Annotated in this window: 23 protein-coding genes and 5 pseudogenes; 19 read left to right on the top strand and 9 right to left on the bottom strand. The window is 66.9% G+C overall.

The features are described 5' to 3' along the window. From uvrC to PIB19_RS10615, 8 genes and pseudogenes are all read left to right on the top strand, one after another. Nucleotides 1-1921: pseudogene (gene uvrC, locus PIB19_RS10650) on the top strand (excinuclease ABC subunit UvrC). Between the two features lie 42 nt (nt 1922-1963). Next, nucleotides 1964-2590: pseudogene (locus tag PIB19_RS23020) on the top strand (DUF3857 domain-containing protein); the annotation flags it as partial. 131 nt (nt 2591-2721) lie between these two features. Beyond that, nucleotides 2722-4830: a tetratricopeptide repeat protein gene (locus PIB19_RS10640; RefSeq protein WP_271240790.1), complete on the top strand. Its 2109-nt coding sequence runs from the start codon at nt 2722-2724 to the stop codon at nt 4828-4830. Between the two features lie 43 nt (nt 4831-4873). Next, nucleotides 4874-5830 (top strand): polysaccharide deacetylase, encoded by a 957-nt coding sequence (locus PIB19_RS10635; protein WP_271240789.1) that lies wholly within the window; start codon nt 4874-4876, stop codon nt 5828-5830. 5 nt (nt 5831-5835) lie between these two features. Next, a complete protein-coding gene (locus PIB19_RS10630; RefSeq protein ID WP_271240964.1) occupies nt 5836-6981 on the top strand; it encodes a GNAT family N-acetyltransferase in 1146 nt (381 codons plus the stop codon). After that, nucleotides 6906-7637, top strand: coding sequence for a DNA repair protein RecO (recO, locus tag PIB19_RS10625; protein ID WP_271240788.1), 732 nt, complete (start codon nt 6906-6908; stop codon nt 7635-7637). Before PIB19_RS10630 ends, recO begins: the two co-directional genes overlap by 76 nt. Before the next feature lie 59 nt (nt 7638-7696). Further along, nucleotides 7697-8748: pseudogene (leuB, locus tag PIB19_RS10620) on the top strand (3-isopropylmalate dehydrogenase). Beyond that, the gene (locus PIB19_RS10615) at nt 8745-9848 is read left to right on the top strand and encodes a glycosyltransferase (RefSeq protein ID WP_271240787.1); all 1104 of its coding nucleotides are present in this window, start codon (nt 8745-8747) and stop codon (nt 9846-9848) included. The pseudogene leuB and the gene PIB19_RS10615 overlap by 4 nt, the downstream one beginning before the upstream one ends. Here the strand turns inward: PIB19_RS10615 and PIB19_RS10610 are convergent. Beyond that, complete coding sequence (locus PIB19_RS10610) at nt 9845-11110, bottom strand: glycosyltransferase family 39 protein (RefSeq protein WP_271240786.1); 1266 nt, start codon at nt 11108-11110, stop codon at nt 9845-9847. The genes PIB19_RS10615 and PIB19_RS10610 overlap by 4 nt on opposite strands. Before the next feature lie 83 nt (nt 11111-11193). Here PIB19_RS10610 and PIB19_RS10605 point away from each other — a divergent pair, with 83 nt between their 5' ends. The 5 genes and pseudogenes from PIB19_RS10605 to PIB19_RS10585 all read left to right on the top strand — a co-directional run bounded on the left by PIB19_RS10605 (nt 11194) and on the right by PIB19_RS10585 (nt 14370). Next, nucleotides 11194-12399: a trans-sulfuration enzyme family protein gene (locus PIB19_RS10605; protein WP_271240785.1), complete on the top strand. Its 1206-nt coding sequence runs from the start codon at nt 11194-11196 to the stop codon at nt 12397-12399. Between the two features lie 11 nt (nt 12400-12410). Beyond that, nucleotides 12411-12809: a Co2+/Mg2+ efflux protein ApaG gene (apaG, locus tag PIB19_RS10600; protein ID WP_271240784.1), complete on the top strand. Its 399-nt coding sequence runs from the start codon at nt 12411-12413 to the stop codon at nt 12807-12809. After that, nucleotides 12806-13596, top strand: a pseudogene (locus tag PIB19_RS10595) (LysR family transcriptional regulator). The gene apaG and the pseudogene PIB19_RS10595 overlap by 4 nt, the downstream one beginning before the upstream one ends. Before the next feature lie 14 nt (nt 13597-13610). Further along, on the top strand, nt 13611-14129 hold the full coding sequence (locus PIB19_RS10590; RefSeq protein ID WP_271240962.1) for a GNAT family N-acetyltransferase: 519 nt from the start codon (nt 13611-13613) through the stop codon (nt 14127-14129). Continuing rightward, nucleotides 14116-14370, top strand: a complete 255-nt coding sequence (locus tag PIB19_RS10585) for a hypothetical protein (RefSeq protein ID WP_271240783.1) — start codon at nt 14116-14118, stop codon at nt 14368-14370. The genes PIB19_RS10590 and PIB19_RS10585 overlap by 14 nt, the downstream gene beginning before the upstream one ends. A gap of 265 nt (nt 14371-14635) precedes the next feature. Here the strand turns inward: PIB19_RS10585 and PIB19_RS10580 are convergent, their stop codons facing one another. The 7 genes from PIB19_RS10580 to PIB19_RS10550 form a co-directional block, all read right to left on the bottom strand. After that, nucleotides 14636-14914, bottom strand: a complete 279-nt coding sequence (locus tag PIB19_RS10580) for a hypothetical protein (RefSeq protein ID WP_271240782.1) — start codon at nt 14912-14914, stop codon at nt 14636-14638. Continuing rightward, complete coding sequence (locus PIB19_RS10575; RefSeq protein ID WP_271240781.1) at nt 14914-15951, bottom strand: serine hydrolase; 1038 nt, start codon at nt 15949-15951, stop codon at nt 14914-14916. The genes PIB19_RS10580 and PIB19_RS10575 overlap by 1 nt, the downstream gene beginning before the upstream one ends. 31 nt (nt 15952-15982) lie before the next feature. Then, nucleotides 15983-16258 (bottom strand): hypothetical protein, encoded by a 276-nt coding sequence (locus PIB19_RS10570; protein WP_271240780.1) that lies wholly within the window; start codon nt 16256-16258, stop codon nt 15983-15985. Further along, nucleotides 16221-16556, bottom strand: coding sequence for a hypothetical protein (locus PIB19_RS10565; RefSeq protein ID WP_271240779.1), 336 nt, complete (start codon nt 16554-16556; stop codon nt 16221-16223). The genes PIB19_RS10570 and PIB19_RS10565 overlap by 38 nt, the downstream gene beginning before the upstream one ends. Further along, nucleotides 16553-17071 (bottom strand): RNA polymerase sigma factor, encoded by a 519-nt coding sequence (locus PIB19_RS10560; protein WP_271240778.1) that lies wholly within the window; start codon nt 17069-17071, stop codon nt 16553-16555. The genes PIB19_RS10565 and PIB19_RS10560 overlap by 4 nt, the downstream gene beginning before the upstream one ends. Nucleotides 17072-17141: 70 nt before the next feature. Then, on the bottom strand, nt 17142-19121 hold the full coding sequence (gene parE / locus PIB19_RS10555) for a DNA topoisomerase IV subunit B (RefSeq protein WP_271240777.1): 1980 nt from the start codon (nt 19119-19121) through the stop codon (nt 17142-17144). Between the two features lie 15 nt (nt 19122-19136). Beyond that, nucleotides 19137-19298 (bottom strand): hypothetical protein, encoded by a 162-nt coding sequence (locus PIB19_RS10550; RefSeq protein ID WP_271240776.1) that lies wholly within the window; start codon nt 19296-19298, stop codon nt 19137-19139. A gap of 138 nt (nt 19299-19436) precedes the next feature. Here PIB19_RS10550 and PIB19_RS10545 point away from each other — a divergent pair, with 138 nt between their 5' ends. Next, a complete protein-coding gene (locus PIB19_RS10545) occupies nt 19437-20378 on the top strand; it encodes a serine hydrolase domain-containing protein (RefSeq protein ID WP_271240775.1) in 942 nt (313 codons plus the stop codon). A gap of 48 nt (nt 20379-20426) precedes the next feature. Beyond that, entirely contained in the window at nt 20427-20600 is a 174-nt protein-coding gene (locus tag PIB19_RS10540; RefSeq protein ID WP_271240774.1) for a hypothetical protein, read from the top strand. 107 nt (nt 20601-20707) lie between these two features. Here the strand turns inward: PIB19_RS10540 and PIB19_RS10535 are convergent, their stop codons facing one another. Further along, nucleotides 20708-21370, bottom strand: coding sequence for a GcrA family cell cycle regulator (locus tag PIB19_RS10535; protein ID WP_271240773.1), 663 nt, complete (start codon nt 21368-21370; stop codon nt 20708-20710). Nucleotides 21371-21422: 52 nt separating this feature from the next. Between PIB19_RS10535 and PIB19_RS10530 the strand changes: the two are divergent. From PIB19_RS10530 to hslO, 4 genes and pseudogenes are all read left to right on the top strand, one after another. After that, a pseudogene (locus PIB19_RS10530) lies at nt 21423-22278 on the top strand (ABC transporter permease). Nucleotides 22279-22435: 157 nt separating this feature from the next. Beyond that, entirely contained in the window at nt 22436-23632 is a 1197-nt protein-coding gene (locus PIB19_RS10525) for an aspartate aminotransferase family protein (protein ID WP_271240772.1), read from the top strand. A gap of 78 nt (nt 23633-23710) precedes the next feature. Then, nucleotides 23711-24634, top strand: coding sequence for an ornithine carbamoyltransferase (gene argF / locus PIB19_RS10520; protein ID WP_271240771.1), 924 nt, complete (start codon nt 23711-23713; stop codon nt 24632-24634). A gap of 148 nt (nt 24635-24782) precedes the next feature. Then, the gene (hslO, locus tag PIB19_RS10515) at nt 24783-25706 is read left to right on the top strand and encodes an Hsp33 family molecular chaperone HslO (RefSeq protein ID WP_271240770.1); all 924 of its coding nucleotides are present in this window, start codon (nt 24783-24785) and stop codon (nt 25704-25706) included. The last annotated feature ends 15 nt before the right edge of the window (nt 25707-25721 follow it).

The raw sequence follows: 25721 nt of genomic DNA, 5'->3' as shown, positions 1-25721 counted from the left end.
ATGTCCGATCCCAATTCTCCCAATCGCTTCAACGAGGAAAAAGCCACCTATGCCGTTCGCGGCGAGGGGGCGCCCGATCTCGACGCCGGCGTGGCGGCGATCCGCAACGTGCTGAAGACGCTGCCGGTGCGGCCCGGCGTGTACCGGATGCAGGATGCGCGCGGCGATGTGCTGTACGTGGGCAAGGCGCGGGCGCTCAAGAACCGGGTGAACAACTACACCCAGGTCCAGCGGCTCTCGAAGCGGCTGCAGCGGATGGTGGCGCAGACGCGGTCGATGACGATCGTCACCACCAACAACGAGGCAGAGGCGCTGCTGCTCGAGGCGCAGCTGATCAAGCGCTATCGCCCGCCGTACAACGTGCTGCTGCGCGACGACAAAAGCTTCCCGTTCATCCTGCTGCGGCAGGATCACGAATTCGCGCGCGTCCAGCTCCATCGCGGCGCGCGGCGCTACAAGGGCGATTATTTCGGGCCGTTTGCGGGGGCGGGGCAGGTCCGGAAAACGCTCAACGCGCTGCAGAAATTGTTTCTGTTGCGCAGTTGCACCGACGGCTTCTTCTCCACGCGGGATCGCCCGTGCCTGCTCTACCAGATCCGCCGCTGCTCGGCGCCGTGCGTGGGTCGGATCGACGAGACGGCCTATGCCGAGCTGGTGAGCGACGCGCGCGATTTCCTGCAGGGCAAGAAGACTCAGGTGCAGGCCAAGCTCGGCGCGCAGATGCAGGCCGCGGCGGAGAATCTCGATTTCGAGCTGGCGGCGATCCTGCGCGATCGGCTCAAGGCGCTGACCTTCATCCAGGGCAGCCAGGCAATCAACGCCGAGGGGTCGGCGATGCCGACATCTTCGCGCTGGCATGCAGGGAGGGGTGATGGGGATCCAGGCCTTCTTCATCCGCGGCGGGCAGAATTGGGGGCATCGCAGCTTCTTCCCCGCGCACACCAACGACGTGCCCGAGGACGAAGTGCTCAGCCAGTTCCTGATGCAATTCTACGAGGAAGTGCCGCCGCCGCGGACGATCTTCGTCGACCGCAATCTCGAAGAGGCCAAGCTGCTGGCCGAGGCGCTGGCCGCGCGTGCGGGGCACAAGGTGGCGCTGGGCATGCCGCAGCGCGGTCCGCGCCGCCGGCTGCTCGAACAGGCGCAGCGCAACGCCGTCGAGGCGCTGGACCGGCGGATGGCGGAGAGCACGACGCAGGCGCGGCTGCTCGCCGAACTCGCCGACGTCTTCGAACTTCCCGAACCGCCCGACCGGATCGAGATCTACGACAACAGCCATATCCAGGGCACCAGCGCGCTCGGCGCGATGGTCGTCGCCGGGCCCGAGGGGTTCCGCAAGGGCCAGTATCGCAAGTTCAACATGAAGCGTGCCGAGACGATCGCCGGTGACGATTACGGGATGATGCGCGAGATGTTCTCGCGCCGCTTCGCGCGGGCGCAGGAGGAGGATCCGGACCGGCAGAGCGGGACCTGGCCCGATCTGGTGCTGGTCGACGGCGGGCGCGGGCAGCTCAATGCGGTGAAGGGTGTGCTCGAGGATCTCGGGATCGAGGATGTGTGCATGGTCGGCGTCGCCAAGGGGCCGCATCACGGCCGCGACGGGCGCGAGGTGTTCCATTTGATGGACGGACGCGAGCTGACCTTGCCGGTCAATTCGCCGTTGCTCTTCTACATCCAGCGGCTGCGCGACGAGGCGCACCGCTTTGCGATCGGCGCGCACCGCGACAAGCGCTCCAAGGCGATCGGCGCGAGCCCGCTCGACGAGGTCCCCGGCATCGGCCCGGCGCGCAAGAAGGCGCTGCTGATGCATTTCGGCACCGCGCGGGCGGTACGCGGGGCGAGCCTCGAGGATCTGCGCAAGGCGCCGGGCGTGTCGGCTGCGGTGGCGCAGCAGCTCTACGACTATTTCCATTCGCGCTGATTCCGCAGACCCCGCGGACTGCATCGAAACAGCACGGAAAGCATGCCTCATCGGCTATTGAGCGCGTGCGGAAAGGCGCTAGGTTTGAGGCAGTTGAACGGGGGCGTATCGATGGTTTTTCGCGTGGTGTTGGCGCTTGCGCTGCTGTGCTTCGGCAGCGTGGCGCATGCAGGGGACAAACCGCTTTACGAAGCGGCGCCGGCCTGGGTCACTCCCGGCCCGCAGCTCGACGCCGCGGCGCTCACCGACGACGATCCCGCGATCCTGGTGATGGACCAGCAGCAGAAACTCGAGAACGGTCAGGTGTGGATCTACGCTTCGACCGCGATGCGGATCGCTTCGCCTGAGATGCTCACCCAGGCGGGCACGATCTCGCTGCCCTGGGACCCGTCCAAAGGCGATTTGATCTTCCATTCGATCGAGATCCTGCGCGGTGGCGAGCGGATCGACGTGCTCAAATCCGGGCAGCGTTTCACGGTCCTCCAGCGCGAGCAGATGCTCGAGCGCGCGTTCCTGAGCGGGATGCTCACAGCCACCATGCCCGTTGAGGGGCTGCGCATCGGCGACGTGCTCCAGGTCTCGTTCTCGATGACGCGCAAGGACCCGGTGCTGAAGGGGCAGCTCCAGTCGCTGGCGCCTTTGCTGTTCAAGCCGATGCCGATCAAGTTCGGGCGGCTGCGGGTAATCTGGCCCGCGTCGATGAAGCTCAACTGGAAGGCGCATCTTCAGAGCGACGTTTTCGTCGTCACCAAAACTCCGGCCGGCTACAACGAATTGAGCGTCAAGCTTCCTTCCCGGAGATGGCCGAGATGCCGTCGGATGCGCCGGGGCGCTTCCAGCCGCTGCCGCTGTTCGAGGCGGCGACCTTCGCCAGCTGGAGCGATGTCGCCGCGACGATGGCGCCGCTTTACCGCACCGAAGGAACGATCACTCCGGGCAGTCCGCTTGCCGGCGAAGTCGCGAAGATCGCCGCCGCGTCGCAGGATCCGCGCATACGCGCGGCTTCGGCGCTGCGGCTTGTGCAGGATCAGGTGCGGTATCTGTTCCGCGGGATGGACGACGGCGCCTATGTGCCGCAGGCGCCTGCCCACACCTGGTCGGTGCGCTATGGCGATTGCAAGGCCAAGACGCTCCTGCTCCTCGCGATCCTGCACGAGCTGGGGATCGAGGCAGAAGCGACACTGGTCAACAGCAATGCGGGCGACGTGCTGCCGAAGAGGCTGCCGATGCCGGGGGCGTTCGATCATGTCATCGTCCGTGCGACGATCGGCGGCGAGACCTTGTGGCTCGACGGGACCGCCGGCGGCGCGCGGCTCGCCGATCTGGGCGACGTCCCGCCCTTCCGCAACGCGCTTCCGCTCCGCGCGGCCGGTGCGGAGCTGCTGCCGATGCCGATGCATGCGAATGCGCGACCGGATGCGGATGTCGATGTCGAGATCGACGCGCGCGCCGGGATCGGCTTTCCGGCGCCGTTCAAGCTGCGCGCTGCGCTGCGCGGCGGCTCGGCGATGATGCTGCGCATGGCGCAGACCCAGTTGGGCCGGGAAAAGGCGCTCGAAATGGCCGAGCATACGGCCGGCCAATATGTCGCCAATGCCGAAATCGTCGATCGCGACCTGCGCTATGACGAAGAGAGCGGAACGATGATCGTCACCGCTTCGGGTATCGCGAGGCCCGATTGGTCGAAGGAGGAGGGCCGGTTCAAGCTCGGTCTCGACACCGCCCTCGACAGCGTCAGCTTCGATCCCGATCGCGCACGCGCCGCGTGGAAGGACATCCCCGTCTCCACCGGCGATCTGGCGAGCAGCCGCCTCGCGACTCGGATCCGGCTGCCGGGCGGCGGCACGGGCTTCGCGTTCGAAGGCGACCGGACGCTTCCCGCGACGCTCGCCGGCGCGGTGCTGTCGCGCAAGGCAGGGATCGAAGGCGAATGGCTCGCCGTCGAGGACCGGGCGGTCACCGGCGTCAACGAAGTCGCGCCTGCCGATATCGGCGCGACGCGCCAGCAGGTGACGCTGGCGCGCAGCCATCTGCTCAAGGCGGTGGCCCCGGCGAGCGCGCCGCCGCGCTGGCAACAGATCGCCGCGGCGAAGCAGGCCAAGGTGTTCGAGCCGATCCTCGCCGCCTATGCCAAACGCATCGCCGCGGATCCGAAAAAGGCGGAGGGCTATACCGGCCGCGCGACTTTCCTCGAGAGCATCTATGATCGCCAGGCGGCGATGCGCGATGTCGAGAAAGTGATCGCGATCGCCCCGACCACCGAGAATCATTTGTGGCGCGCGCGGCTCTGGTCGGCGCTCGGCGACGACAAGAAGGCCCTTGGCGATATCGACTCGGCGCGCGTGCTCGACCCCGGCTCGGCCGACGCGCTCGCCCAGTTCGCGACGCTGCGCGCGCATGGCGGCGCGGTCGACGAGGCGCTGACGATCGTCAAGGACAAGGTCGCGGCGGGCGGCAAGGAGAAGAATCGCTTCCTGATGCTGCAGGCCGAATTGCTCGCCGAGAACGGCAAGCCCGCCGATGCGATCACGGCGCTGGATGCGGCGATTGCGGCGAAGCCGGGCGATCCCACGCTTCTCAACAGCCGGTGCTGGATCAAGGGCACCGCCAGGATCGCGCTCGACACTGCGCTCAAGGACTGCACCAAGGCGATCGAGCTGAGCGAGCAGCCCTCCGGCGTGCTCGACAGCCGCGGGCTGGTCTATTTCCGGCTGGGCCGCATGGAGGAAGCGCTCGCCGATTTCGACGCCGCGCTCGACCAGGCGCCGGACCTGGCCGCGAGCCTGTTCATGCGCGGGGTGATCCGCAAGCAGACCGGAGCGGAGGGTGCCGATGCCGATCTCGCCGCGGCGCGGATGATCTGGCCGCGGGTGGGCGAGGATTATGCGCGCTACGGGATCAAGCCGTAGCGCGGTTGGGAGTTTCTTCACTCGTGCGCGCTACGGAGGCAGCATGCCGACCCGCGTCTTCCTGACTGTCGATACTGAGCTGATGTGGCGCCATCACGTCGCCGGGCTGGATGCTGCGACGATCGTCCAGCGCTCGCTCGAACCGGCGGAGGTGGGGGTGGGCTGGCAGCTGGCGCAGCTTGCCGAACATGGGCTCAAGGCGTGCTTCTTCGTCGATCCGATGCCGGCGCTGGTCTACGGGCTCGATCCGATCAAGCGCGTGGTGGGATCGATCCTCGAGGCGGGGCAGGAAGTGCAATTGCACCTTCACCCGAACTGGACCGGCGCGCACGCAGGCGATCGCGGCGCCACCTATGGGCCGTTCGAGCTGATCGATTACAGCCTCGCCGAGCAGGTCGAGCTGATCTCAGGCGCGGCGGACATGCTGGCGGCAGCGGGCGCGCCCGATCCGATTGCCTTCCGATCTGGCTCCTATTCGGCGAGCGACGATACGCTGGGGGCGCTGGCGCAGCTCGAATTCGTCTATGATTCGAGCCACAACGGCTCCGAGCATCCCTGGCCGAGCGCGATCGGCCTCGAACCGCGCCGGATCGCCCCGGTCCTGCATCGCGGCGTGATCGAAGTGCCGGTGACGTTGATCGAGGATCAGAAGGGGCATCTTCGCCATTTCCAGATCTGCGCGCTCTCGGCCGCCGAGATGAAGGCTGCGCTCGATCATGCAGTGCGCGAGGATCATGCCGCGGTGACGGTGGTGAGCCACGGCTTCGAACTCGCCAACCGCGCCGGCACGCGGGCGAATGCAGTGCATGTGCGGCGCTTCGAGGCGCTGTGCCGGATGCTGGCGGAACGGCGCGGCGCGCTGGAGACCGCGCATTTCGTCGATCGGCCGAAGATGGCGCTGGGGCAGGACGATAGCCCGCTCGCGCCGAGCGTGCTGCGAACGCGGCTGCGCCAGGCCGAGCAGCTCTGGTCCAATTGGGTCGAGGAGCGCGCGGCGTGAACGCGATGCAGGACGTGCGGGCCGAGGCGCAGCCGGTGCGGCTCAAGTTCGAGATCGGGGCGCGGACATTGCTGAGCGTGCGGCGATCGCTGGTGCGGGTGCCGCTGACGCTCGCGGAGGCACGCAGCGGACTGGCGCCGGCACTGCCGCCGGTAGACCGCGCTGCCGATGGGTATATCGTGACTTCGCTGCCCGAGGACCAGATGGCGGCGCTCGTGGCCCAAGCCGGGGGCATGCTGCCGTTCGTCCGGCAGCGTTATACCCGTTACTATCTCGATTTCGCCGGGACCTATGACGAGTGGTTCGCCAGCCTGTCGTCCAATGCGCGGCAGGGATTGCGGCGCAAGGCGAAGAAGATCGCTGCGGCATCGGGCGGCACGCTCGACGTTCGCCGCTTCCGCACGCCGGAGGAGCTGGCGGCGTTCCATCCCGTGGCGCGGGCGATCTCGGCGACGACCTATCAGGAGCGGCTGCTGGGATCGGGGCTTCCCGAAGGGGCGGATTTCCTGCGCTCGATGACGAGGCTTGCCGCGGCCGATCAGGTGCGCGCGTGGCTGCTCAACATTGCGGGGGAGCCGGCGGCGTATCTCTATTGCCCGATCCACGGCGATACGGTGATCTATGCCTATGTCGGGCATGATCCGAAGTTCAACGACTGGTCGCCCGGCGCAGTGCTCCAGCTCGAGGCGATGCAGGATCTGTTCGGCGAGGCGCGCTTCGCCGCGTTCGACTTCACCGAGGGCGAAGGGCAGCACAAGCGCCAGTTCGCGACCAGCGGCGTGGAATGCGTCGATTTGCTGCTGCTGCGGCCGACTCTGGCGAATCGGCTGACGATGGCGGCGCTGGGGGATTCAATGGCGCGGTGGCGTTGGCCAAACGGGTGGTGCAAGGCGCTGGGTTGGGCGGCCTGGCGAAACGGCTGCGGCGGGGCGCCTGAATCCTCTCCCGGAGAGGGGACCAGCGAAGCTGGTGGAGAGGTAGTCTCCGCAAGTTGTGGTCCTGCCTTTGTGGCGACTACCCCTCCACCGCTTCGCGGTCCCCTCCCCTCCGGGGGAGGATCGTCTAGGTCCACCCCATGCACCTGCGCGCCGAAGCCATTCTCCTCAGCGTCCGCGCGCATGGCGAGCATGGGGCGGTGGTGCGTGCGCTGACCGAAAGCGACGGGCTGCAGCCGGGCTATGTCCGCGGCGGTCGCTCGCGCGCGCTGCGCCCGGTGTTACAGCCATCGAACCTCGTGCTCGGCGAATGGCGGTCGCGGACCGAGGAGCAACTGGCGGGGCTCACCGTCGAGCTGATCCACAGCCGCGCGCCCTTGTTCGGCGAGCCGCTGCCCGCCGCCGCGCTGCAATGGGCGACGGCGCTGACCGCGACGGTGCTGCCCGACGCGCAGCCTTATCCGCGGCTCTATTCGGCGCTCGACGGGGTGCTCGCGGCGATCGAGGCGGCACCCGCGGCGCGGGGCTGGGCCGTGGCGTTGGTGCGCTACGAGCTGCTGCTGCTCGCCGAACTCGGCTTCGGACTCGATCTCGAACATTGCGCCGCCACTGGCCGCAACGACGATCTCGCTTTCGTCAGCCCGAAGAGCGGTGTGGCGGTCAGCCGGGTGGGCGCCGAAGGCTATGAAGCGAAACTGCTGCGGTTGCCGCCTTTCCTGACTGCCGGCGGCGCGGCGGAATGGGACGACATCGTCGACGGGCTGCGGCTCACGGGGCATTTCCTCCAGCGCGACCTGCTGATCGGCAAGGGCGCCGAAATCGGCGCGGCGCGCGCGCGATTGGTCGACCGGCTGATGCGGGCGGTTGCCTAACGCGGCAGGGGTCGGCATTGCGTCCCGGAACTCCCTCCGAGGGCGAAGAAGGAAATCGAATGCCGCTGATTGCTGTTCTGCCCGGTGACGGGATCGGGCCCGAAGTCACTAGCCAGGCGCGCCGGGTGCTCGAAGCGCTCGATCTGGGGCTGCAGTTCGAAGAGGCCCCGGTCGGCGGTGCGGCATATCTCGTGGCGGGGCGGCCGCTTCCGCCCGACACGCTGGCGCTCGCCAAGCGCGCCAATGCGGTGCTGTTCGGGGCGATCGGCGATCCGCGCTTCGAGGCGCTCGAACGGCAATTGCGCCCCGAGGCGGCGTTGCTCGGCCTCCGGCGCGAACTGGGGCTGTTCGCCAATCTTCGCCCCGCCACGCTGTTCCCCGGCCTGGAGGACGCGTCGCCGCTCAAGCCCGAAGTGGTCGCCAACCTCGATATCGTTATCGTCCGCGAGCTGACCGGCGACGTCTATTTCGGCGAGAAGGGCCGGCGCACCAATGTCGAGGGCTCCGCCAGGGCTTCGACGTGATGAGCTATAACGAGGCCGAGGTGGAACGCATCGCCCGGGTCGGGTTCGAGATGGCGAAGCGGCGCAAGAAGAAATTGTGCTCGGTCGACAAGGCCAATGTGCTCGAGACCTCGCAGCTGTGGCGCGACGTGGTCAACGAGATGAGCACGGACTATCCCGAAATCGAACTGACCCACATGTATGTCGATAACGCCGCGATGCAGCTCGTCCGGCGCCCCACCGATTTCGACGTGATCGTCACCGGCAATCTGTTCGGCGACATCCTCTCCGATCAGGCGAGCATGTGTGCGGGCTCGATCGGGATGCTGCCCTCGGCGTCGCTGCGGGCGTGGAGCGGCGACAACGGCATGTACGAGCCGATCCACGGCAGCGCGCCCGACATCGCCGGACAGGGCAAGGCCAATCCGTGCGCGGCGATCCTCTCGGCGGCGATGCTGCTGCGGCACAGCCTGACCGACGAGGCTTCGGCGCAGCGGATCGAGAAGGCAGTGGGCACGGCGCTGGCAAAGGGTGCGCGCACCGCCGATCTGGGCGGCAGCCTGAGCACGACCGAGATGGGCGACGCCGTGCTGCGCGAACTCGCGTGACACCCGACCTGCTCGAGCTTGCGGTCGTCATTCCGACGTTCAACGAGCGTGCAAACGTGCCCGTTCTGATCGCCAAGCTCGATCAGGCCCTCGCAGGCCGCAACTGGGAGGCAATCTTCGTCGACGACGACAGCCCCGACGGCACCGCCGCGGCGGCACGCGAGCTTGGGCGAGTCGACAAGCGCGTGCGGGTGATCCAGCGGATCGGCCGGCGCGGGCTCTCCTCGGCATGCATCGAGGGGATGTGCGCGACTGCCGCGCCGTTCGTCGCGGTGATCGACGGCGATCTGCAGCATGACGAGACGATCCTGCCCGGGATGCTCGACGCGCTGGAAGGCGACGAGGCGCTCGAAGTGGTGGTCGGATCGCGCTTCGTCGAGGGCGGTGGCACCGGCGAGTGGGACCGCGACCGTGTCGCCAAATCGGCATTCGCGACGCGGCTGTCGCGGCAGGTGCTCAAGGCCGATCTCAGCGATCCGATGAGCGGCTTCTTCATGATCCGCACGCAGATCGTCCGCGATCTGGTGCCGACTTTGTCGGGGATCGGCTTCAAGATCCTGCTCGACATCATGACCGCGGCACCGCACCCGCTCAAGTTCCGCGAACTGCCTTACACCTTCCGCATCCGCACCGAGGGCGAGAGCAAGCTCGATCACGTCGTCGCGATGGAATATCTGATCGCGTTGTACGACCGGATGTTCGGCAAGGTCGTGCCGGTGCGGTTCGCGATGTTCTCGGCGATCGGGGCGCTGGGGGCGGCGGTGCATTTCGTCGTGCTCGGATTGCTGTTCCGCGGGCTCGACTGGCCTTTCGTCACGGGGACGATCGTCGCCACGATCGTCGCGATGACCTTCAACTTCTTCCTCAACAACACGCTCACCTATCGCGAGCAACGGCTCAAGGGCGCCAGGGAGCTGATCGGCGGCTGGGTGAGCTTCTGTCTTGTCTGCGCGGTGGGTGCGGCGGCGAATGTCGGAGTCTCGGCGTTCCTGCACAATGTCCAGCACGGCGACTGGCGGGTGTCGGCGCTGGCCGGGATCGCAGTGGCGGCGGTGTGGAATTTCGCGCTGTCGTCACGCTTTACGTGGGGCCGCTACTAGGGCCAGGTCGGCAACCACATCCATTTCTGGAACCCCTGGGGATCCGGCAGCGCCGAGGCGGCGAGGATCGGGTAGAAATAGACGAACGCGACCAGAACCGCGAAGAGGAACCATTCCTCGCGGCCCTTGCCCCGGCCGCGGTCGAAATGGTGGAACGCCGCTGCCAGGACGAGGCACAGGAAGATGCCCGAGAGGTGGTAGTAATAATAGAAGCCGATCGACTTGGGGATCACGACATAGATGCCGAGGCTGGCGATCCAGAGCAAAGCCACGCCGAGCGGCCGGATCGCCTTTTCGCGAAGCCCCGCCCAGAGGCAGGCAAGCACGGCGAGCAATCCGCCCCACATGATCATCGGATTGCCGATCAGCAGCACCCCGCGCTGAGCCTCCTGATCCCATTCGTAGAAATACCAGATCGGCCGGATCATCAGCGGCCAGCTCCACCAGTCGGACTGGTAGGTGTGCTTCGCCAGCACCTGCGTCTGGAGCGCGTACATGTCGCGCTGGAGCGGGATCAGGCCGGCGAGCGTGAGCGGATCGCGTTCGTAGAAGAAGGCGGGGAGGAACGTCAGGAAATAGGTGACGATGCTCACCACGCCGAGGATCAGCAGCCCGGAGACGAGCCCGAGGCCGGGCCAATGGGGTGGTCTCCCGGCGCGCGCATCGCGTAGGCGGATGACGAGAAAGGCGAGGCCGGCGAGCGCGACATAGGGGATCGCGGCCCATTTGGTGCCGACCGCGAGGCCGAACAGCACCGCGGCACCTATCCAGCGGCGGCGGACCTGCGCGGGCGCGCCTTTCGCCGCCCACAGCATCACCACCATCGCCCAGAGCAGGAACGCGCCGAGAAACACGTCGAGCATCCCGGTGCGGGCCTGGACGTACACGCTCTGGTTCAATGCGGTGAGGACCGCGCCGACCAGAGCGGCGCGCATCGAGCCGAGAAGTAGCCAGACAAAGGCGAACGCGCCGAGCACCGTCGCGGTGCCCGCAAGGGTCGCGAATGCCCGCCAGCCGAACGGATTGTCGCCGAACAGCACGATTCCCGCCCCGATCAGCTCCTTTCCGACCAACGGATGCTCGATGTTGCGCGGGCCTTCGAGAGCGAGCAGCGCCTGCGCGGCGGGGACATAATGGACCTCGTCGAACATGATCCGGCTCGGCCGGTCGAGATGGACCGTGAAGAGCGTTTGCGCGGCGAGCCCCAGCAGCAGGGCGACGAGGTACGGACGGGTCTGGAGAGCCTTGAGGCGGTCGAGCATGCGCGGGGGATAAACGATCAATTCGTCCCCGTCATGCCGGACTTGGTTGACGCGGGGCGCTTCCGCCCGGCAAAGCGATTCCCATGAAACGCCGTACTGGACAGGACCGTAACGTCACCCGCAACTGGAAGCCCGCAACGCAGGCGATCCGCGGCGGCACGATGCGTTCGGAGTTCGGCGAGACCAGCGAGGCGCTCTTCCTCACCTCGGGCTATGCCTATGATTGCGCGGGCGACGCCGCGGCGCGGTTCGCGGGCGAGCAGGAGGGCATGACCTATTCGCGCCTCCAGAACCCGACGGTGCAGATGCTCGAGGAGCGGATCGCCTTGCTCGAAGGCGCCGAGGCCTGCCGGACGATGGCGAGCGGCATGGCGGCGATGACCGCGGCCCTGCTCTGCCAGCTCGAGCAGGGCGACCATCTGGTCGGCGGACGCGCGGCGTTCGGATCGTGCCGCTGGCTGACCGATACCCTGCTGCCGAAGTTCGGCATCGAGACGACGATCGTCGATGCGCGCGATCCGCAGCAATTTCAGGATGCGATCCGGCCGAACACCAAGGTGTTCTTCTTCGAAACCCCGGCCAACCCGACGATGGACGTGGTCGATCTCGAAGCGGTGTGCGGCATCGCCAGGGCCCGCGGCATCACCAGCGTGGTCGACAATGCCTTCGCCACCCCCGCGCTTCAGCGACCGCTGGAATTCGGTGCTGATGTCATCGCTTACTCGGCGACCAAGATGATGGACGGGCAGGGGCGCGTGCTCGCCGGCGCAGTGACCGGCAGCGAGAAATTCATCAACGAGACTTTGCTCGCCTTCACGCGCAACACCGGGCCGACGCTGAGCCCGTTCAATGCCTGGGTAGTGCTGAAGGGGCTGGAGACGCTTGACCTGCGCATCCGCCGGCAGAGCGAGAATGCGCTCAAGGTGGGGCGCTTCCTCGAAAAGCGCGTGCCGAAGATCAATTTCCCCGCGCTGCCCAGCCATCCGCAGCACAATCTGTTCACGCGCCAGATGGACGATGCCGGGCCGATCTTCTCGTTCGAAGTCGAGGGGCGCAGCCAGGCGCACGGACTGCTCGACGCACTCGAGCTGATCGACATCTCGAACAATATCGGCGACTCGCGCTCGCTGATGACGCATCCTTCATCGACCACCCATGCGGGCCTGGCCGAGGAGAAGAGGATCGAGATGGGCGTGACCGAAGGCATGCTCCGGTTGAATGTCGGGCTCGAAGACCCCGAGGACCTGATCGTCGATCTCGATCAGGCATTGGGGCAAGTCGGCCTATGAGCGATGCGGCGATGAAGGCGCTGTTCACCGACGAGGCCGAGACGCGCGGCATCGTGGTGCGCGTCTCCGTCTCCTATCTGCCCGAACAGTCCGAGCCGCAACGCGGCCGCTGGTTCTGGGCCTATCATATCCGCATCGAGAATCGGGGGCCGTTCACGGTGCAGTTGCTCACCCGCCACTGGGTGATCACCGACGGGCGGGGCGCGCGCCATTCGGTGGAAGGCGAAGGCGTGGTCGGCGAACAGCCGATGATCGAGCCGGGCGCGAGCTTCGATTACGTCTCGGGCTGTCCGCTCTCGACCCCGACCGGGCATATGAAGGGCAGCTACCATATGATCGGCGAGGACGGCGCGGCGTTCGACGTGGCGATCCCCAAATTCGCGCTGATGGCGCCGGCGGTGACGGAGTGAAGCGGACCCATCTCCCCTGAACGGCCTGCGCGTGCTCGACGCCGCGGCGCGGCACCTCTCGTTCACGCGCGCCGCCGACGAGTTGGCAGTCACGCCTGCAGCCGTCGGGCAGCAGATCCGGGCGCTGGAGGATACGCTGGGTGTGGTGCTGTTCCGCCGCACGACCAAGGGGCTCGAGCTCACGCCCGAGGCCGAGGCCGGGCTCATCGCACTGCGGGCGGGGTTCCTCCAGTTCGAGGAATCGGTGCGCGCGATGCAGGCCGGGCAATCGTCCAAGTCGCTGACCATCGCCGCACCGCGCGACCTGACCGCCAAATGGCTGATGCCCAAGCTCGCCGAGATCGCCCGGGGCGACGGCGAACTGCGCTTCATGCTCGTGCCCGCCGACGAGGCGATCGATTTCACCGAAGCCAATCTCGATCTCGCGATCCGCTGGGGCGAGGGCCCGGGCGAGAATGAGGGCGAGGCGCTGGAGAGCGACGGGATGATCACCGTCGAGCGGCCGGGCGGGGGCATGGACACGCCGATCGCATGGACCGGATGCCTCGCCGAGGATGCAGGATCGCTGGTCCGCGTCGCCGATGCCGGGCTCGCGCTCGATGCGGCGGCCGAGGGGCTGGGACGCGCGACGGTGCCCGAGCTGATCGCACGCGCCGATCTGGCCGCAGGGCGCGTGGTCGCGGTGGGTGAACCCAAATCGTCGAGGCTCGGCTATTGGCTGGTCGCGCCCCTCCCGCAATGGCGGCAGAAGAAGGTGAAGTCGCTCGTCGACGCGCTGGCGGCGTGATCGCGCGGGAAACAATGGTGCTGGAGACCGCGCGCCTGCGGTTGCGGCCGCGCATCCTCGCTGACGCCGAGGCGCTGCACCCGGCCTATGCCGATGCGGAACTGATGCGCTGGTGGTCGAGCGGTCCGCACGACCGGATCGAACAGACGCGCGCGCATCTCGCGAAGGAAGCGCCCGAATGGCGCTGCTGGGCGATCACGCTGAAGGGTGACGACACCGCGATCGGTTTCGTCGCGGCGGGCGAGAAGCGGCAGGGCAATGTCAGCGAGATCGGCTATATGCCGCTGCGCGCGCATTGGGGCGGCGGGATCGCTGCCGAGGCGGTCAGCGGCGTGATCGACCGGCTTTTCGCGGAAGGACAGCGGCGCGTGTTCGCCGATACCGATCCGGAGAACGCGGCGTCGCGCGGGCTGCTCGAAAAGCTCGGCTTCAAGCTCGAGGGCATATTACGCGGCGAATGGGAGACGCATATCGGCGTGCGTGACACTGCGCTCTACGGGTTGCTGCGGGACGAATGGCGTGGCGCCGCCTGACCTGAAGGACCCGGCCGAGCGCGCGGCCTATCATCGCGAGCTGCGCGGCGTGGCGCTGCGGCTGCGGCGCGCAGGCATCGGCGTGTCACTGGCGGGCGCGCTGCTGGTGCTGCTTCATCGCAAGGGCGTGGAGACAGTGCCGCTCTGGTTGGGCGTGGGCGTGCTCGGGATCGGCGTGCTGGTGACGATCGCGGCGATCTCGACGCGGGCGGCGTATCATCGGCTGCGGATGCGGGGATAGGGCGCGAGTCCTTGCGCGGCGAATGTCGGCTATTGGTGGTTAGCCGCGAAAGGTCACACTAGGGTCACACTGCCTGCATGGTTCTGGCCTGTTCCTGCGCAGGCAATCCAGGATGGTGTGGACCAAGCGGCGCTATGCTCCTGCTTTCGCACGACCAGGAGGAGAGGGGCGTTACGATGTCAAAGAGCTAGATGAGGCTGTCAGACGAAATCCTACATTGCAAGCATGTCTGCTAGTGGGGCGTTAGCTGCCAGTGGTCGTACCGCTATGGCGCCGCCAGTTCCGCCGCGCGGGTGACCAGCGCAGCGAAGCGGCCTTCGCTCACGGCCTGTGCGGGGTCGTTCCAGCTTCCGGTGAGAGCATACCAGCCACCGGCCTTTGCCTGGAGCAGCAGGGTCATGTTCATCACGCCGGGCTCTGAGCCGCCCTTGTAGCCGACCCATTGCCACTTGCCGGCAACGGGGCCGATCCCGGGATTCTTCGACAGCACCGCGCGGGCATCGGCGCCCTTAGGGCCTTCGGTGTTGCGGCGGAGCCAGTCCATTACGCGCACCAGGTCGGCGGGGAGAGGAACCATTCGAGCTGCTCGATCAGCACCGGCTTGCCGTCGCGGAACAGCGTCGGCTTGATCAGCAGCAGCGGCAGCCCGGCGATCTCCCCGTCGAGCATGCGGCGCCGGCCGGCTTCGTTCTCGGCGAGATAGCGCGTGGCGAGATTGTTCGCCTCGATCCCCTTCAATTTGAACAATTCAAGCGCGCCGAGGAACGGACGGTTGCGCACCGGGTCCTTGACGCCGACCACCGGGAGCATCGCCTCGACCTTCTCGCGGCCCAGCGTGTGCAGCAGGATGTCGGTGGCGCTGTTATCGCTGATCGAGATCATCTGCGTCGCAAGCTCGCGCAGCGAGACCTGCGTGCCCTTGGGCTTCATGAAATAGCCGCCGCCCGGCAGCGGTGTGCCGTCCAGCGTGACCATGTCGTTCCATTTGCGCTCGCCGGCATTGGTGGCGCGGACCAGTTCGGCGAGGATGATCAGCTTGAATGCGGAGCCGATCGCGAAGGGGCGGTCCGGCTGGTGTTGGATCAACAGCTCGGGTGCGCCGTTGCCGAGCCTGGCGAGAGCGAAGCCGGTAGTGCCGTGGAGCGTACGGATCGCGGCGGCGACTTCGTCCGTGCTCTTCTCGCGTCCGCTGACGTTGGTGATGCGCAGACCGGAGACCTGATGCGGTTCGGTGGCGTCGACCACCATCTCTACGGTCGCGACTGCATCGCGGTAATCGACTTCGAGCGTGCCCGCCCAAGGAGAGGTCATCGCCCGGATGCGCACGCCCGTGACCGGGCCATTGGCTTCCTGCAGGCTGGCACGGGTAGGCTCGAATTTGTCGCGGGGTACAGCGGCGCGGAAGCCCGGCGAGAAGAAGCTGTCATAGCCGGCGGCGTCCGCGAGCAGCGTAGCGAGCTCCTTCGCGCGTGCCTCGAAGGCGGAGGCGGGTGTCGGCGCCGCTGCCCGTGCGGCGGGCGGGGTTTGCGCGTGCGCCGCGACGGGGACGAGAGCGAGCAGACATGACAGCAGCAGGCGCATTTCGAAATCTCCCGTGGATTGAGTGTAGCCGTCACACTTCGCCGCGGTCGAGCGCGTCGATCATTGCCTGGAGGCGGCGCGCGCCGATACGATTGAGGCGGTGGATGCCCCAGAAGATCCCGACGACGGGTAGGGCCACCCCGGTGATCGCGAGCAACGCCGCCCAGAAGGGCATGTGCTGGGCCGAGGCGCGCAGCACGGCGAGCAGGAACAGCACCATGCCGGGGACGACCGGCGCGAGATACCAGCGCCAGACGGTGGTGAGCGCGTCACGTTGTGTGACTAGATCTCGCGCGATGAAAGGCAAGGCTGGGAGCCCCCAGTGCGGCATCGTGTGCGGCCGGACGACGACGCCACAAATTGTACAGCACGATCAGCGCGCCGAGGATGATCGCGGCACAGGCGATGCGGACGCCCCAGTCCGGGGTGCGCACGGCGGTGTTGACGAACACGCCCGACGCGAGCAGCCCGGCGACATACTCGATCGTATCGCGCCGGCGGATACGGCGGCGAAAGCGCGTGTCGGCGAGGGCGAGCGCTTCGGCGTCGAGTGGTGCGGCGTCTGTGTGCTGCTGCGCCCAGAGTGCGGTGATGGAGTCGGTCATGCCGCTTCTCCGGCTTGGAAACGCGCCGCGAGCAGCGCCTTGATGCGATGGACCTTCACTGCGACGTGGTTCGCGGCGAGGCCGGTGATTTCGGCGATCGCGCGCGCGTCGAGCCCCTCCAGATAGAGCAGCATCACTTCGCGATCGGGCGGCTGGAGCCGGCGGATCAGCGCATTGAGGCGCTCGATCGTGCGGGCGTGGCCGATTTCGGCCTCGGGATCGTTCCCGGAGAGCAAGGCCTCGTCGTCGAGCGCGACGAGCTTGGCTGCGCGCGCCCCGCGGGCGGCGTGGCTGGCAGCGACATTGTGCGCGACACGATAGACCCAGGTCGCGACCGCGCAGCGGCCGTCGAATCCGGCGAGGCTGCGCCACAAAGCGAGGTGGATTTCCTGCTCGAGATCGCGCGCCTGATCGGGATTGGCCTCAACCGAGCGGGCGAGGCGGGCGATCGCCGGCGCGTGCGCGGCGCCGGCCTCGGCGTAGAGCGCGTCCTGCCTTGTCCGATCGCCGTGCATTCTGCGCTACCCTCCCGTTCACAGCTTTAGTCGGGGAAGGGCGGGATTTCTTACAGGGGGCGCCGAGAAATCAGGCGTCGATGACTTCCTCGTCGAGCCGCGCGGCATTTTCCTGGATGAAGGCGAAGCGGTGCGCGGGATTGTTGCCCATCAGCCGGTCGACCAGATCCTTCACGCCCGCGCGCTCCTCATATTCCTGCGGCAGCGTGACGCGCAGCAGCCCGCGCGTCTTCGGGTCCATCGTGGTTTCCTTGAGCTGGTTGGGGTTCATCTCGCCAAGGCCCTTGAAGCGGCTGACCTCGACCTTCTTGCCCTTGAATGCCGTGGTCTCGATCTCGAGCCGGTGCGCGTCGTCGCGGGCATAGAGGCTCTTCGAGCCCACGGTCAGGCGATAGAGCGGCGGCTGGGCGAGATAGAGATGCCCCTGCCGGACGAGCTCGGGCATCTCCTGGAAGAAGAAGGTCATCAGCAAGGTCGCGATGTGTGCGCCGTCGACATCGGCGTCGGTCATGATGATGATGCGTTCGTAGCGCAGATTCTCGGGGATGCAGTCCTTCCGCGTGCCGCAGCCCATCGCGAGGACCAGGTCGGCGATCTCCTGATTGGCGAGAATCTTGGCGGCGGTGGCCGATGCGACGTTGAGGATCTTGCCGCGAATGGGGAGGATTGCCTGCGTCTTGCGGTCGCGCGCCTGCTTGGCCGAGCCGCCGGCCGAATCGCCTTCGACGATGAACAGCTCGGTGCCCTCCGGGCTGTCGGCGGCGCAATCGGTGAGCTTGCCGGGGAGGCGCAGCTTGCGCGCCGAAGTCGCGGTCTTGCGCTTGACCTCGCGCTCCTGCTTGCGGCGCAGGCGCTCGTCCATGCGATCGAGCACATAGCCGAGCAAGGCCTTGCCGCGGTCCATATGGTCCGAGAGGAAATGGTCGAAATGATCACGCACCGCGCGTTCGACCAAGGCGGTCGCTTCGGGCGAAGTCAGCCGGTCCTTGGTCTGCGACTGGAATTGCGGCTCGCGGATGAACACCGAGAGCATCAGCTCGGAGCCGACCATCACGTCGTCGGCGGTGATGTCCTTGGCCTTTTTCTGGCCGACCAGCTCGCCGAACGCGCGGATGCCGCGCGTGAGCGCCTGGCGCAGGCCCTGCTCGTGGCTGCCGCCATCGGGCGTCGGGATGGTGTTGCAATACCAGCTGTAGCTGCCGTCGCTCCACAGCGGCCAGGCGACTGCCCATTCGACGCGGCCCTGATCCTCGCCGGGAAAGTCCTGTTGCCCGACGAAGAACTCCGCGGTGGCGCATTCGCGGCCGGCGATCTGCTCCTTGAGGTGATCGGCAAGGCCGCCGGGGAACTGGAACACCGCTTCAGGTGGCGTTTCGTCGGAAATCAGCGAGGGATCGCATTTCCAGCGGATTTCGACGCCCGCAAATAGATACGCCTTGGAGCGCGCCAGCTTGTAGAGCCGGGCGGGCTTGAACAGCATCTCACCGAAAATCTCGGTGTCGGGAGTGAATGCCACCGATGTGCCGCGCCGGTTGGGCGTGCCGCCGAGATGCTCGAGCGGCCCGAGCGTCTGGCCCTGGCTGAAGCGCTGGCGATAGAGCTGCTTGTCGCGCGCCACTTCCACGACCGTGTCGACCGACAGCGCGTTGACGACGCTGATGCCGACGCCGTGGAGGCCGCCAGAGGTGGCGTACGCCTTGCCCGAGAATTTGCCGCCCGAATGGAGCATCGAGAGGATCACTTCGAGCGCCGACTTGTCGGGGAATTTGGGGTGCGGATCGATCGGCATGCCGCGGCCATTGTCGACGATGGTCAGCCGGTTGCCGACCTCGAGCACGATCTCGATGCGGTTGGCGTGGCCCGCCACCGCCTCGTCCATCGCATTGTCGAGCACTTCGGCGGCGAGGTGATGGAGCGCGCGCTCGTCGGTGCCACCGATATACATGCCGGGGCGCCGCCGGACAGGCTCGAGCCCTTCCAGCACTTCGATCGAGGAGGCGTCATAAGTGCCGGAGGGAACGCCCGGCGCGGCAAACAGGTCTTCAGACATGCAAAGGGTATAGGGTCACGCCGAATTGCGGCGCAAGGCAAGGTTGCGCAAACGACCGTCCTTCGCGGCGCGGAGCGCGGCCACTTCGGGCATCGCGCTCAGGATGCTGCCGATGCTGCGCGGCCCGGTGGCGCGGGCGATGCCGGCGTTCGACCATTCGGCTGGCTGCAAATACATGGCGTCGATCTCCTTCGCTTGCGCGACTGCATATCAGAACGCATCGCGGCAGAAAAGAACAAAAAGAGAACTTATGCGCGGTTGCGTGGCTTGGGCGCCGCTTTTACGCTCTCGCCGGGAATCGAACGGGGAGAGATGATGCGGATCGTCAAGCGGGCAGCAACGATCGCGGCATTGCTCGCCGCGACTCTTCCCAATGCCGGCCAGGCACAAACCCGGGACGCCGCGGCGATCGATGCGGCGGTCAAGGCTGCGATGGCGCGCACCGGCGCCAAAGGGCTCGCGATAGCGACGATCGAGGACGGGAAGCCGGTGGTCGTGCGAAGCTTCGGCGCGCGCAACGCCGCGGGCGCATCGCTCGATACCGACACGGTGATGTACGGCGCGTCGCTGACCAAGGCCGTGTTCGCCTACACGGTGATGCAATTGGTCGATGAGGGGAAGATCGACCTCGACAAGCCGATCGCCGACATGCTGCCGAAACCGCTGCCCGATTATGGCAATCTCGAAGCTTACGGGAATTGGGGTGATCTCGCCGGCGATCCGCGCTGGCGCAAGATCACGCCGCGGATGGTGCTGACCCACAGCACCGGTTTCGCCAATTTCGCGTTTCTCGAGCCCGACGAGAAACTGCGCATCCATTTCGAGCCCGGCAGCCGCTACGCCTATTCGGGCGAGGGCATCCTCCTGCTCCAGTTCGCAATCGAGAAGGGCTTGGACCTCGACCTCGGCGCCGAGATGCAGCGCCGCGTGTTCGATCGCTTCGGCATGACCAACACCAGCATGAAATGGCGCGCCGATTTTGCGCGCAACCTGGCGGACGGCTGGACCGCGGAGGGCAAGGTCGAGCCGCACGACGAGCGCAGCCGGGTCCGCGCGGCGGGTTCGATGGACACGACCATCGCCGACATGGCGCGCTTCGCGGCCGGGCTGGCGCGCGGCGACGGGCTGAGCGCGAAGGCGCGCCGCGAGATGGTGCGCGGGCAATTGCCGATCACCACGTCCTCGCAATTCCCGACGCTGCAGCCCGATCTGCCCCGGCCTCCCGGCCGAAGGGGTTCGCGGCTGGACTGGGAGTGATAGCGTTTACCGGGCCGCAGGGCCCCGGCTTCTTCAAGAGCGGACACAATGATCTCGACCGGCAACAACCTCGTGTGCATCGAGCGCGGAAAGCGCTGCATCGTTCTCCTGTCGAACGATGTGCGCGCCGAAGCGGCGTTCCCCGAGCTGGTGAAGGCGGTGCTCGGCGAGATGGGCCTGCCGTGGCGCTGGGAATATCCCGACCAATTCCATCGGCCCTGACGCGCCGGCATTTATATCCGGGGCGGCGGCTATAGAAGCCAACATCGACATCCCAAAGCAATCGCCCCGGAACCGGGTTCCGGGGCGATGCGAACTTCAGGATCGGATCAGCGCACCCGCGGGCCGCCGAAGGGCAAAGGCGGCGGGGGACGGCGATCGCGGCGGGGGAGCTGCGCCTGATAGGCGTGGCCGCAATGCGCGACGCAATACGGGAAGCCCGGATTCACCTTTTCGCCGCAGAAATGGAAGTCGGGCTCGCCCGGATGGCCGAGCGGCCATTTGCAGATGCGGTCGTTGAGATCGAGCAGGCTGGTCTTGCCCGCGATCGCGTCGCTCGGCTTGGCCGGGACCAGACGGCGCGGCGGGGCCGGCGTGATCGGTGCGGACTGCTCGCCGGGATTCTGGCGGAGGAAGCCGCCGGGACCGACCGAGCGCAGCACGGGCGCGTTCGATTCGGGCTTGGGCTCGGCAGCCGGTGCCGCGGCGCCGGGAGCGGCGGCCTCGACCGGCGCCTTGGGGGCGGGCGCTACGGGCGCTCTGGGGGCCGGCGCAGCAACAGGCGCGGCTGGCCTGGGCGCTGCGGGCGCGGCCTCGGCCTTCGGCTCGTTGGGCTTGACCGGCGACGGGCGCGACTGGAGACCCAGCCGGTGCGCCTTGCCGATCACGGCATTGCGTGACACGCCGCCGAGCTCCTCGGCGATCTGGGTCGCGGTCAGGCCGCTGTCCCACATCTTCTTCAGCGTATCGATACGCTCTTCGGTCCAGCTCACTTATCTTCCTTCAACTTGCGGGCGGCGCGGGCAGCGTTTACGCGAACATGCGATGAGCAGCTACCCGGAATCCGGCCCCAAAATCAGCCATAGTCTCCCCGAACCCGGCGTTCCGGTGATTCGCAACGTGAATTGGGGAGGACTGCGTACCCTCTATATCAAGGAGGTGCGCCGTTTCTTCAAGGTGCAGCTCCAGACGATCTGGGCACCAGCGGTCACGACCTTGCTGTTTCTGGTGATTTTCACCGTCGCACTGGGCGGCGGCGGGCGCACGATCGAGCTGCAGGGGCACAGCATCCACTTCGCCGATTTCATCGCGCCCGGGCTGATCGTGATGGGCATGTTGCAAAATGCCTTCGCCAATTCGAGCTTCTCATTGCTCGTCGGCAAGATCCAGGGGACGATCGTCGACTATCTGATGCCGCCGCTTTCGACCGGCGAGCTGCTTGCGGGCCTGTGCGGCGGCGCGGTGACCCGCGCCTTCTGCGTCGGCGCGACGGTGTGGCTGGCAATGGCGTTGTGGCCAGGCGTCGACGTGACGCCGCGGCATTTCTGGGCGATCCTGTGGTTCGGTTTCCTCGGCGCACTGTTCCTGTCGCTGCTCGGCGTGCTCACTTCGATCTGGGCGGAGAAGTTCGATCACGCCGCGGCGGTGAGCAACTTCGTCGTGGCGCCGCTGTCGCTGCTGTCGGGCACCTTCTACTCGGTCGACAGGCTCTCGCCGGTGTTCCAGACGATCAGCCATCTCAACCCGTTCTTCTACATCATCTCGGGCTTCCGCTACGGCTTTCTCGGCGTCGCGGATCTCGCCGATCCTGACCGGCAGCGGAATCATCCTCGCGCTCGATGCCGCATTGGGGTTGTTGTGCTACTGGCTGCTGCGCAAGGGCTGGAAGCTCAAGAACTAGATGCCCGTCGCATGGCGGCGATGCATGGGGCTCCGCCCAAACGAATATTGACGCAGGTGTGGCGCTGCTCGTAAACACCCGCTCCGGGCGGTCCGGTTGGCCGCCCTTTTGCGTTTCTGGAGCTCAACCCAGCTTTTCTCGAGGAGGTACCGTTCCCATGCCTATCACTCCGCTGATGCCCGTTTACCCGCGGTGCGGTGTGCGGCCGGTGCGAGGCGAGGGCGTGTACCTCTATGGCGAGCGCGGCGAGAAGTATCTCGATTTCGCCGCCGGGATCGCCGTCAACGCGCTGGGCCATGGCCACCCGCATCTGACCAAGGCGATCCAGGAGCAGGCGGCGACGCTGATGCACGTCTCCAACCTCTACGGCTCGCCGCAGGGCGAGGCGCTGGCGCAGCGGATCGTCGACAACAGCTTCGCCGACACGGTGTTCTTCACCAATTCCGGAGTCGAGGCGATCGAGTGCGCGATCAAGACCGCGCGCCGCTATCATTACGTCAACGGCAACCCGCAGCGCCACAAGCTCATCACCTTCAAGAACGCCTTTCACGGCCGTTCGATCGGGGCGATCTCGGCCACCGACCAGCCCAAGATGCGCGACGGCTTCGAGCCGCTGCTGCCCGGGTTCGACTATGTGAAGTTCAACGATCTCGAAGGCGCGCTCGCCGCGATCGACGACGAGACCGCGGGCTTCCTCGTCGAGACGGTGCAGGGCGAGGGCGGGATGACCGCCGGCACGCCCGAGTTCATCCAGGGCCTGCGCAAGGCCTGCGACGAGCACGGCCTGCTGCTGATTCTCGACGAGATCCAGTGCGGCTATGGCCGGACCGGCAAGATGTGGGCGTACGAGCATTACGGCATCACCCCCGACATCCTGACCGCGGCCAAGGGCATCGGTGGCGGTTTCCCGCTCGGCGCGTGCCTCGCCACCGAGGAGGCGGCCAAGGGAATGGTGATCGGCACGCACGGCTCGACCTATGGCGGCAACCCGCTCGGCATGGCGGCAGGGCAGGCGATCCTCGACGTGATGCTCGAGCCCGGCTTTTTCGAACATGTCGTCAAGATGGGCGATCGGCTGCGCCAGGCATTCGAACAGATGATCCCCAATCACGATCACCTGTTCGAGGAGATCCGCGGCAAGGGGCTGATGCTCGGCATCAAGCTCAAGGAGCCGGCGGTGGCGCGCGACTTCGTGGCGCATCTGCGCGACAATCACGGGCTGCTGACCGTGGCGGCGGGCGAGAACGTGTTCCGCGTGCTGCCGCCGCTGGTGATCGACGAGAGCCATATCGCCGAGTGCGTCGAGCGGATGAGCGCGGGCGCCCGCGCCTATGCGCCGCCGAGCGATGATTGAACCACTGCGTTGGCAGAACTAAAACCCTCCGTTCGTGTCGAGCATAGTCGAGACGCGAACGGGGTGAGGGTGAATTCCATGACCTACCGGAACTTCCTTGACCTCTCTGACGCCGGCGGCGACGGCATCGCCGCGATGCTGGGCGACGCGCTCCAGCGCAAGGCCGCGCGCAAGGGTTGGCCTAAAGGCAAGGCCGATGCCGACGCGCCGCTTGCCGGCCACACGCTAGCGATGATCTTCGAGAAGAACTCGACGCGCACCCGCGTGTCGTTCGACATGGCGATCCGCCAATTGGGCGGCACTTCCATCGTGATGGATTCCGGCAGCATGCAACTCGGCCGCGGCGAGAGCATCGCCGATACCGCGCGCGTCCTCTCGGGCTATGTCGACGCGATCATGATCCGCACCGACGATCACGCGAAGGTGGTCGACATGGCGAAGCACGCCAGCGTGCCGGTGATCAACGGGCTCACCGACGCCTCGCATCCGTGCCAGATCATGGCCGACCTGCTGACGATCATCGAGAGCGGCCGCGCGCTGCCCGGGCTCAAGGTCGCGTGGCTGGGCGACGGCAACAACGTCCTCGCTTCGATCATGGAAGCGGGAGGGTTGATGCAGTTCGACGTGGTTGCGGCGTGCCCGCAGGGATTCCAGCCGAGCGACGAGGATGTCGCGCGCGGGCGCGGCCGGGCCCGAGTCGTCGGCACCGCCAAGGAAGCGGCCGAGGGCGCCGACGTGATCGTCACCGATACGTGGATCTCGATGGGCCAGGCGCATGCCGAGACCAAGCTCGCGGCGATGATGCCGTTTCAGGTCACCAGGGAATTGATGGCGGCGGCGAAGCCCGATGCGGCGTTCCTCCACTGCCTGCCCGCGCACCGCGGCGAGGAAGTGGTCGACGCCGTGATCGACGGCCCGCAATCGCTGATCTGGCCCGAGGCCGAGAACCGGCTGCACGCGCAGAAGTCGATCCTGCGCTGGTGTTTCGGCCAGATCGGCTGAGTTGCTTTGGTGGTTCCGGTTACTATCTAGGCCCGGAACCCGAAATTCCCCGTTCGCCCTGAGCCTGTCGAAGGGCGTCCGCCACCAGCGTGACGCTCGTGGCAACGCGCCCTTCGACAGGCTCAGGGCGAACGGGTGGAGAGATATGATGACCAACACCGCCCCCACTACCGATCTCGACCGCGTCGTCGGTTTCACCATTCCAGGCCGCCATGCCCGTGGCCGCATCACGCGGCTGGGGCCGGTACTGAACGAGATCCTGTCGGCACATGCCTATCCGCCGGTCATCGAGAAACTGCTCGCCGAGGCGCTGACCCTGACTGCATTGCTGGGCGCGACGCTCAAGAATGCCGAGGGGCAGATGACGCTGCAGGCGCAGACCAAGGGCGGCATCGTCAGCCTGCTGGTGTGCGACTACAAGAATGGCGAGCTGCGCGGCTATGTCCAGTTCGACGCCGAGCGGCTCGCCCGGCTCGGCAAGAACCCGTCGCTCTATGCGCTGTTCAATCAGGGCTATCTGGCGATCACCTTCGATCAGTCGACAACGAAGGAGCGTTACCAGGGCATCGTGCCGCTCGACGGCGATTCGCTGAGCGCGGCGGCGGAGAGCTATTTCCTGCAATCCGAGCAGATCCCCAGCCTGGTGCGGCTCGGCGTCCGGCGCGACGCCGGTGGCCAGCTGATCACGGGCGGCATCTTCCTCCAGCATCTGCCGGAGGGTGAAGTGGGTCGCGAGCGGCTGCACACCCGGCTCGATCATCCCGAATGGCAGCATGTCGAGGCGCTCGGCTCGACCATGGGCGCCGATGAGCTGGCCGATGCAGCGATCCCGCTCGAGAACCTCGTCTGGCGGCTGTTCAACGAGGAGCCCGAGGTGCGGCTGCTGGGCGGGACCCAGCTCTCGCGCGGCTGCCGATGCGACGCTGCGTACATCACGCAGGTGCTCGGCAAGTTCCCCGCCGAAGAACGCGCGGCGATGGCCGACGAAGAAGGCGTGATCAGCGTGGATTGTGCCTTCTGCTCCACGAAGTTTCCCGTGCAGCTCGCGGATTTTGTTTCGCCGCCGTTGTAATTGTGGTGCCGATTT

It is taken from the genome of Sphingomonas sp. 7/4-4 (assembly GCF_027941955.1).
In the GTDB taxonomy this organism is placed as follows: domain Bacteria; phylum Pseudomonadota; class Alphaproteobacteria; order Sphingomonadales; family Sphingomonadaceae; genus Sphingomonas.
This window is presented reverse-complemented; position numbering and strand designations above follow the sequence as displayed.

What these genes read in the sequence shown, in the direction of transcription:
- parE (WP_271240777.1), bottom strand. Translation starts at nt 19,121, where the DNA reads ATGTCTGAAGACCTGTTTGCCGCGCCGGGCGTTCCCTCCGGCACTTAT.
- apaG (WP_271240784.1), top strand. Translation starts at nt 12,411, where the DNA reads ATGAAGGCGCTGTTCACCGACGAGGCCGAGACGCGCGGCATCGTGGTG.
- hslO (WP_271240770.1), top strand. Translation starts at nt 24,783, where the DNA reads ATGACCAACACCGCCCCCACTACCGATCTCGACCGCGTCGTCGGTTTC.
- PIB19_RS10635 (WP_271240789.1), top strand. Translation starts at nt 4,874, where the DNA reads ATGCCGACCCGCGTCTTCCTGACTGTCGATACTGAGCTGATGTGGCGC.
- recO (WP_271240788.1), top strand. Translation starts at nt 6,906, where the DNA reads ATGCACCTGCGCGCCGAAGCCATTCTCCTCAGCGTCCGCGCGCATGGC.
- PIB19_RS10565 (WP_271240779.1), bottom strand. Translation starts at nt 16,556, where the DNA reads ATGACCGACTCCATCACCGCACTCTGGGCGCAGCAGCACACAGACGCC.
- PIB19_RS10605 (WP_271240785.1), top strand. Translation starts at nt 11,194, where the DNA reads ATGAAACGCCGTACTGGACAGGACCGTAACGTCACCCGCAACTGGAAG.
- PIB19_RS10545 (WP_271240775.1), top strand. Translation starts at nt 19,437, where the DNA reads ATGCGGATCGTCAAGCGGGCAGCAACGATCGCGGCATTGCTCGCCGCG.
- PIB19_RS10540 (WP_271240774.1), top strand. Translation starts at nt 20,427, where the DNA reads ATGATCTCGACCGGCAACAACCTCGTGTGCATCGAGCGCGGAAAGCGC.
- PIB19_RS10610 (WP_271240786.1), bottom strand. Translation starts at nt 11,110, where the DNA reads ATGCTCGACCGCCTCAAGGCTCTCCAGACCCGTCCGTACCTCGTCGCC.
- PIB19_RS10550 (WP_271240776.1), bottom strand. Translation starts at nt 19,298, where the DNA reads ATGTATTTGCAGCCAGCCGAATGGTCGAACGCCGGCATCGCCCGCGCC.
- PIB19_RS10630 (WP_271240964.1), top strand. Translation starts at nt 5,836, where the DNA reads ATGCAGGACGTGCGGGCCGAGGCGCAGCCGGTGCGGCTCAAGTTCGAG.
- PIB19_RS10560 (WP_271240778.1), bottom strand. Translation starts at nt 17,071, where the DNA reads ATGCACGGCGATCGGACAAGGCAGGACGCGCTCTACGCCGAGGCCGGC.
- PIB19_RS10525 (WP_271240772.1), top strand. Translation starts at nt 22,436, where the DNA reads ATGCCTATCACTCCGCTGATGCCCGTTTACCCGCGGTGCGGTGTGCGG.
- argF (WP_271240771.1), top strand. Translation starts at nt 23,711, where the DNA reads ATGACCTACCGGAACTTCCTTGACCTCTCTGACGCCGGCGGCGACGGC.
- PIB19_RS10640 (WP_271240790.1), top strand. Translation starts at nt 2,722, where the DNA reads ATGGCCGAGATGCCGTCGGATGCGCCGGGGCGCTTCCAGCCGCTGCCG.
- PIB19_RS10575 (WP_271240781.1), bottom strand. Translation starts at nt 15,951, where the DNA reads ATGCGCCTGCTGCTGTCATGTCTGCTCGCTCTCGTCCCCGTCGCGGCG.
- PIB19_RS10590 (WP_271240962.1), top strand. Translation starts at nt 13,611, where the DNA reads ATGGTGCTGGAGACCGCGCGCCTGCGGTTGCGGCCGCGCATCCTCGCT.
- PIB19_RS10580 (WP_271240782.1), bottom strand. Translation starts at nt 14,914, where the DNA reads ATGGACTGGCTCCGCCGCAACACCGAAGGCCCTAAGGGCGCCGATGCC.